The 7,239-nt window shown below is 41.5% G+C and carries 7 protein-coding genes and 2 pseudogenes; 5 read left to right on the top strand and 4 right to left on the bottom strand.

Going from position 1 to position 7,239, the window contains the following annotated elements:
* Positions 1 to 93: 93 nt before the first annotated feature.
* A complete protein-coding gene (locus B7C60_RS15230; RefSeq protein ID WP_099612377.1) occupies positions 94 to 699 on the top strand; it encodes a DUF2238 domain-containing protein in 606 nt (201 codons plus the stop codon).
* A gap of 20 nt (positions 700 to 719) precedes the next feature.
* Here B7C60_RS15230 and cutA read toward each other — a convergent pair whose 3' ends face one another.
* The 3 genes from cutA to B7C60_RS15215 all read right to left on the bottom strand — a co-directional run bounded on the left by cutA (position 720) and on the right by B7C60_RS15215 (position 2,390).
* Positions 720 to 1,052 (bottom strand): divalent-cation tolerance protein CutA, encoded by a 333-nt coding sequence (gene cutA / locus B7C60_RS15225; RefSeq protein WP_099612376.1) that lies wholly within the window; start codon positions 1,050 to 1,052, stop codon positions 720 to 722.
* A 22-nt stretch (positions 1,053 to 1,074) separates the two neighbouring features.
* Complete coding sequence (locus B7C60_RS15220) at positions 1,075 to 1,731, bottom strand: HAD family hydrolase (RefSeq protein WP_099612375.1); 657 nt, start codon at positions 1,729 to 1,731, stop codon at positions 1,075 to 1,077.
* A 110-nt stretch (positions 1,732 to 1,841) separates the two neighbouring features.
* A complete protein-coding gene (locus B7C60_RS15215; protein WP_245869548.1) occupies positions 1,842 to 2,390 on the bottom strand; it encodes a hypothetical protein in 549 nt (182 codons plus the stop codon).
* 165 nt (positions 2,391 to 2,555) lie between these two features.
* On the opposite strand from B7C60_RS15215, the gene B7C60_RS17115 reads away from it, so the two are divergent.
* The 3 genes from B7C60_RS17115 to B7C60_RS15205 all read left to right on the top strand — a co-directional run bounded on the left by B7C60_RS17115 (position 2,556) and on the right by B7C60_RS15205 (position 4,624).
* The gene (locus tag B7C60_RS17115; protein ID WP_172953251.1) at positions 2,556 to 2,696 is read left to right on the top strand and encodes a hypothetical protein; all 141 of its coding nucleotides are present in this window, start codon (positions 2,556 to 2,558) and stop codon (positions 2,694 to 2,696) included.
* 58 nt (positions 2,697 to 2,754) lie between these two features.
* Positions 2,755 to 3,231 carry a CreA family protein gene (locus B7C60_RS15210; protein WP_061898004.1) on the top strand — a complete coding sequence of 159 codons (477 nt, stop codon included), beginning with the start codon at positions 2,755 to 2,757 and terminating at the stop codon, positions 3,229 to 3,231.
* Between the two features lie 79 nt (positions 3,232 to 3,310).
* Entirely contained in the window at positions 3,311 to 4,624 is a 1,314-nt protein-coding gene (locus B7C60_RS15205; protein ID WP_099612374.1) for a type II toxin-antitoxin system HipA family toxin, read from the top strand.
* 188 nt (positions 4,625 to 4,812) lie between these two features.
* Here the strand turns inward: B7C60_RS15205 and ltrA are convergent.
* A pseudogene (gene ltrA / locus B7C60_RS15200) lies at positions 4,813 to 6,285 on the bottom strand (group II intron reverse transcriptase/maturase).
* 624 nt (positions 6,286 to 6,909) lie between these two features.
* On the opposite strand from ltrA, the pseudogene B7C60_RS17265 reads away from it, so the two are divergent.
* Positions 6,910 to 7,239, top strand: a pseudogene (locus B7C60_RS17265) (hypothetical protein); the annotation flags it as partial.

Genomic DNA, 7,239 nt, shown 5'->3' with positions numbered 1-7,239 from the left:
CTTCTTGCTGTCTAACACTTATTCGAAGTAAAATACCAATTGAACACTGTTCACAAGGAAATTACTGATGTTGATGAGGGAATACAAATCGTTATGATACTATCCAAACCCATCGCTTTATTTACTCTAGCTTATTTACCTATTTTCCTGTGTTCGGCAATAGCTCCTACTTCCCATGCGGTATGGATTGCTGAAATTTTACCAGCAATATTAATCCTATCGGCTTTATGGTGGCTCTCGTACTACCATACGTTAAGTAAAACAGCTTACTTACTTGCTTTTATCTGGTTGGCATTGCATACAATTGGTGCTAAATACACCTTTGCTGAGGTTCCTTTTGATTGGTTTAATCAGCTTGTTCATTCTTCTCGCAATCAGTTTGATCGAGTCGCACATTTTGCGATTGGTTTATATGCCTACCCCATCGCCGAATGGTTATTGCGCCGACAGTTAGCTAACCGGATGATCGCCACTTTATTTGCACTTTTTTCTGTTATGAGCGTCGCTGCAGGATATGAAGTTATTGAATGGTGGTATGCAGAGCTTGCGGGTGGCGAGGAAGGTTTAGCGTTTTTAGGTTCACAAGGTGATATTTGGGATGCGCAAAAAGATATGCTTTGCGATACATTAGGTGGCATCACAGCACTGATCATCCTGAATTGGCAGTGCCACAAAAACCCACATCGATTTACCCAGTAACGGTCGATACAATGCAGATGCTACTGTTCATTGATCTGAGTATGTTGATTTAACCAAGATAAATAAGGATCAAATCCTTCGCTAATTGGAAGCTGTATAATTTCAGGAATTTGATAGCAGTGTAAACGAATTATTTCCTCCTCTAGCGCTGGATAACAGGCTATACGCGTTTTTATAATCAATAAAATTTCATCGTCACAACAAATTTCATTATTCCAGCGATAATGGCTCTGAATAGGTAAGGTCTGTATACAAGCAGATAAGTGCTTAGAGAGCAAAGATTGAACCATCAACTGAGCATTTTCTGGCCGGTTGGTGGTCGTTAATACTATACAAAAGCTTTCATTACTCATGACATCCTCAGCATTATTTGACTTAGAATAGATACTCTATCAGCTCATCCAATTGGCTTATTAATTGAACATTAGGATGATGAAAATGGTTCAATGAGCTGAGTGGCTGAAGCTGAAATGTGGCAACACCTGCACTGACTCCCGCTTTCACGCCTTTTGCTGTATCATCCACATAAACGCACTCATCAAGAGAAAACCCCATATTCATGGCGCAATAGCGAATAAGATCGGGCTCAGGTTTCCAACTGTTTGCCTCGAAAGCTGAAAAGATTTTACCATCAAAGCGCTCTGCCAATCCGGCCCGAGAGAGACAACTGACCATTTTTTCATAAGGGGCATTGGAAGCCACACAATATTCAATCTGATACTTGTCAAGCTGTTGCAATAAAAATTCACTACCAGGCATCGCTTTAAGTTGTGTCATAAAAATAGACTCAAGTTCTTGTCGGTAGCGGGATTCTAACAGATCGAGATCGGCACTCATTCCTGCTAATTCTAGTGTATCTGATAAAATATCGGCAATTTTCCCTCCAGAAAAATGCTGAGCCACATCCTGGAACGTTAATTGCGCACCTAATGCATTAAACACTTTAACTAAAGCCATGCAGCATAAACGTTCACTATCAACTAAGGTTCCTTCGCAATCAAATATCACGCAGCGAAACTTTGCTTTTTCCATATTACACCTCCTGTTACTCAAAAGTGTATACGGATAGATGCATAACAAAATGATACAGTTAACAGAATCAAGTAAGATGACCCAACCGATGCTTATATCTTCAAGCTATGTCACTCTTCTTGCCCGCTCGTTGGCAACTCTGATTCAATATATAGACGGCCACTAAATGGACGACCTTCGAGCCATTTTTCGAACACGGCACAAGCAAAATCATTCGGTGTTCCCAAAACCTTCTGATTATGAATGACGATATCGGAGATCAATACACTTTGTTCACATTCGGTTAATAAGGCAGCCGCTACTGGTTGTGTATCCACAAATCCTAAAAATAGAGAACAAGGTGACGAATAAATGATTTGCGTAAAAAATTCCACCAGCAATGCCCGTTGCTCTTCTTGTGGACAACGTGATGCCTGAAGTAATGCAAACATAATCGTCAAGCGATGAAAATCAACTAAATAAATATTATTTAGATGAATACCATGCTGAGTATTGAATGCCAGTGGAGTAACCTGCTGCTGTCTATTGAGCAATAGATAAAGATCTCGTCCTTGAATACTCTCTGGGGTTGGATATAACACATTGACATGCTGACAAAGCCAGTTGTTTTTTTTATCCACAATGGCTTGCATAGCAAGATCGACAAAAACGTGGGTCATAAGGTGATACTTCTTATTATGAAAGCGAGACATCGATAATGAGCCCTTCACTATCAACATCAACCGCGGTATTGTGGCTATCTTAGCATAATTCTCCCCTACCTTTCTTGTTCATTACTGCTATCATCACTCCATTCGAAGAACAGCCTCTTAGCGAGTATCAATATGAAAAAAATAGCATTAACCCTTGGCTTATCTGTATTACTTGTAGGATGTGATAATAACGAAGTAGGTGATGTGTCGCTTGGTTTATTCACAATGAAAGATAAACCTATATTTACCAACACTATAACACAACAATTTTAACTGATGAAATCAATGTATGATATAATGTCATAAGTCACATAAATACAAGGACATACAAATGAATAATATGCTAAAAGTGGTATTGGTCACTGCTCTTCTAGCTGGGTGCTCTGATAGCGAAGTTGGTGACGTATCACTTGGCGTTTTCACCTTAAAGGACATAAAGGTGTCGAATTTAGATGATGAAAAGATCCCAGGGGTGACTTGTCACATTGCTTCTATTGAGGCCGATTTTAGCCTTTCTGACCCTAGTGACAGTTCTATATCTTGTCGTCAAACGGGTGATATTACTCCTGAGATGATTGCAACTATCGACAAAAGTAAATCTGGTGAGGTTGTATTCAAACAATCGAAAAGTATTTTCTTCAAATCGATGAAAGTAAGGCGTATCTATGATGCGGATAACCAAACATTACTCTACCTCTCATACACCACTAAAGAGACTGATGGTAGTTTCAAGCATAGCCTTTCTACTGTACCACTTTGGGGAACTGCTGCTTATGTTGAACCAGTTAAAGCAAATAGTGCCAATTAACCACCGAGCACGTCTGACTATTTGTAATAGTTTATTCAACATCCCCAATGTATACGCTCATGTACGACTGTAAGTACGAATGCCTTCGCTAATCGTATATATCAACAACACCAAACTTGGCCATCTAACCAAGGTTACCGATGGCCGAATGCAATTTTGCTACGACGAGAAGTGGCTGGCACAGTCGGACGCGAACCCGATTTCGCTATCTCTTCCACTTCAAATCCAACCGCACAAAGGTGACCCTGTAGCAAATTACTTTGAGAATCTATTGCCTGACTTAACTTCAGTACGCCGAAACCTCCAGAATCGCTATCAGACTACTTCAACACACATGTTTGACTTATTACACGCAATCGGTCGAGACTGTGTAGGCTCATTATCATTAGTGCCTGAAACTGAAATTGTGGATAGTTTAGCTCCAACAATGTTGGAGCCACTTTCAATTGATTGCTTGTACGAAATATTATCTGCACATAAGCACGACATCCCACTTGGCATGCTCAATGAGCTGGGTAATTTTCGTGTCACAGTATCTGGCGCTCAAGAGAAAACCACACTGTTGAAGATGAAGAACAATTGGTATTTACCTAACTGCAATTATCCCAGCACTCATATTCTCAAGTTCCCAATCGGTTTTATTCAGCAACCATTCGCGACGTTAAACATGACTGAGAGCGTTGAAAATGAGTACTTCTGTATCAAACTAGCAGAAGCAGTGGGCTTTAAAGTGCCTCACGTGGAGATATTAGACTTTAATAATGTGAAATCTTTAGCTGTTGAACGATTTGACCGAGTTTGGTCTACAAGTGAAAGTGTCCCTATAAGGTTAACTCAAGAAGATATGAGCCAGGCAATGTCTTTACCGACCAACTTGAAATATCAGAGTGACGGAGGAATCGGTATTACAGAAATAATGCAGCTATTGAACGGTTCAACAAACGCACAAAAAGATCGTGATGACTTTATGCGCTTTCAAGTTTTTCAGTGGTTAGTTGGTGCGACTGACGGTCATGCAAAAAACTTTTCAATTTTTATTGAGGCCAATGGTGCTTATAGACTAACCCCCTTCTACGACATTATGTCAGCCTTCCCCGCATCAAGTGGCAGAGGCATTAACACACGTAAACTAAAACTAGCGATGGCTCTCAAATCCACTTCAAGCGGCAATAAGTGGCATTTAGAAAAAATCTATCCGCGTCACTTTATTGCAACAGCAGAAACTGTTGGTTTCTGCACAGTTCGAATGCAAGAGATACTTGAAGAGTTTGTTGACACATTTCCTAATGCTATTGAACAAGTAGTTAACCAGCTACCCAATGGCTTTCCTGCTCAAATCATTGATTCCATTGCCAGCAATTCGCTTAGAATCCTTGGTAAAATAAAGCTCTAGCCGATCAGGGGATAGCGGTTTTGGCAAAAAATGAGTTGGACAATCCTGATTTAGCTACAAGTAGCTAGCTCGAAGATGTCGGATAGGCGACACCTGTTACCAGATGCCGCCCTCCTAAGAACCGTACGTGCAACTTTCACTGCATACGGCTCAAGCCTCCGCTAAGGCGTATTACGTTACCCAGCAACCTAGATAGCAGTTAAGGCAGGGTCAAACCAAGAGTGACGACTCTCCTTTTTCGGCTTCCTCTTTGCCAAGTAATCTTGGTAAAGCGGATCGAATGGGGTTGCTGCACTTCTAATTTTCACATGCCTTTTGATCGGCGTTTTCGCTATTTGAATTAGGTTGTAGTGACAGTCCATATTGGCGATTTTCTGCCAACCGTGAAATTGCCATCCACCACCTCTGTTCATGTAGTATTTTCGCCTTACCCAGTCTTTTGGTTTAGTGGGATGACGTCTAACCGCCCATCACCACAGTAACCAGAAGATTTGATGACCGAGGTAACCGAAAGTGCGCTTTGCAACGCAGTGGCGATAATAGTTCGCCCAACCTTTCAGCTTAGGGTTCAGTAATCTAATGAGATCATTGACTGGCATTGTTGCGTGCTTCTTGATGAGTTCACGCAAGTTACCCAAGAAAGAGAGAACGTTGCTCTTACTCGGTTTGATGAGTAGTTTGCCTTTGTACTTCCTGAGGTTAAAGCCCAGAAAATCAAAGCCATCATCTATATGAGTAATGTGTGTTTTCTCTTCAGAGAGTGTCAACCCTCTTTCTTTTAGAAAATCAATCACCCTTGGTTTGACTTTGTTAACAAGCACATCTTTTGACGAACCTGTTATCACAAAATCATCCGCATAACCGATAAAGTTAACTCGTTCTCCCGATTTCTTAGCGACTTCTTTCACGAGCTTTTCTAGGCCCGCAAGCGTCAGTAACATAAGCGTTGGAGAGATAATTCCTCCTTGCGGAGTTCCCTCTGACGTTCGGTAGAACAAGCCCTTATCGATATAGCCAGAGCCTAACCACTGCTTCAGCATCCTTTTGTCTATTTGAACATGTTCAAGTAGCCATTCATGCCCAATCTTGTCAAAGCAAGCTTTAATATCCCCCTCCAAAACCCAGCGACCTGAGCGCTTAAGACACAAGCATTTGAAGCATTGTGCTATTGCGTCAGCCGTACTGCGATTAGGGCGAAAACCGTAGCTATTTGGATCTGCTATCGTTTCCGATATCGGTTCCAAAGCAAGCAGATAAAGCGCTTGTTGCGCTCGGTCTATCATGCATGGAATGCCGAGGGGTCTAAGTTTGCCATTCTTTTTCGGAATGTAGATACGTCTGAGCGGTTTAGCTCGGTAGCCTTTGCGATTCAATTGATCCACTGCGGTCATTCGACGGGCATCCGTATTCCAAATGACACCATCGATTCCTGGAGTGTTACTGCCTTTGTTTTGGGACACCCGCTTCACAGCAAGTAATTTCGCTGATCTGGAGTGCGTTAAGATCCACTGCAAAGACTTCGCTTTACTGTGTTTTCCCTCTCGAGTTGCTTTTGCAATGCGCATTTGAAGCTTTAACACGTGCGACTCGACAGCTTTCCAATCGATGGATTGCCATTGAGTGCCATTAGGAGAAGCACTAACTTCTGATGAAGCCACCATTTGCGTTTCTCCTTAAATAAAGTTCTTCAAATCATCTTGCAACGGGAGACCAGTTAGAAGTCAGCTCGCTTTCGCGCCAGATATAAACCTGTATCCACTTCATTACAAAGCGGCCTTTGCTTTTTCTAACCTCCTTTACCTGCACACCTATCGGCAATCTTCGCAGACTGCTTTCCCAATGGGAGATATACAGGCTTACCCTGTTCCGTATGTCGCGCAAAATATCAGCTTAGATGCCCACTATAGTGCGGAGAGTGCATCGATCACGAAAGAGTACTGTCCAACTTCTTTCCGACTCTCATTACCATTTTGGCCACAGCGTATTAACCACTTCCGCTGCTTTATTCAGGATCCTAGGGTCATCTGGTGATACAGATGGTTCACTCTTATCGTGGTGAACAACGCTTCATACGACTTCAGGTCGCACGGACAAAAATGAGTTATCGACCTTGCTAACTTAGAAATTCATTAATTAATTCAACTATGGCTGAAGTCGCTTAATAGTACGTCTAGTGTTAGTGGTACAGATCAGTGTTATGCCTACCCTCACTTTCTTCTTGCTTCCAGTGCAAGCTACTTCATTATATGAAATAATACTTATATTGTTGATTGAACGAGAACTCTATGAACGGACAGCTCGAAGTTGCTAATCGCTCTTCTGTTGAACAAGATTTGCAGGCACTTTTAATTGGTCAATCCCTTGGTGAGTATAACTGTGTTGAGGTCACAGAAATATTTGCGATAACTGATAAGGGAGTGCCACCAAAGAACATTTTTACTCTTATGGTCGCAGAGAGTAGAGAATCAAAAAATCTCGTTCTAGATGAATACGCTTTTGTAAACGATAAACCAATAAAGGTTTCTATTTTGAAATCTTGGACCATTGGAATCAAAACGTATTTAGTTTCTGTTGATAAAGCTATTGAGATGTTTGCTACTGCGGAAAGCGACAAT

The organism is Vibrio fujianensis (genome assembly GCF_002749895.1).
Classification (GTDB): domain Bacteria; phylum Pseudomonadota; class Gammaproteobacteria; order Enterobacterales; family Vibrionaceae; genus Vibrio; species Vibrio fujianensis.
The sequence above is the reverse complement of the archived record's forward strand: the minus strand, read 5'-3'. Positions and strand labels throughout refer to the sequence as shown.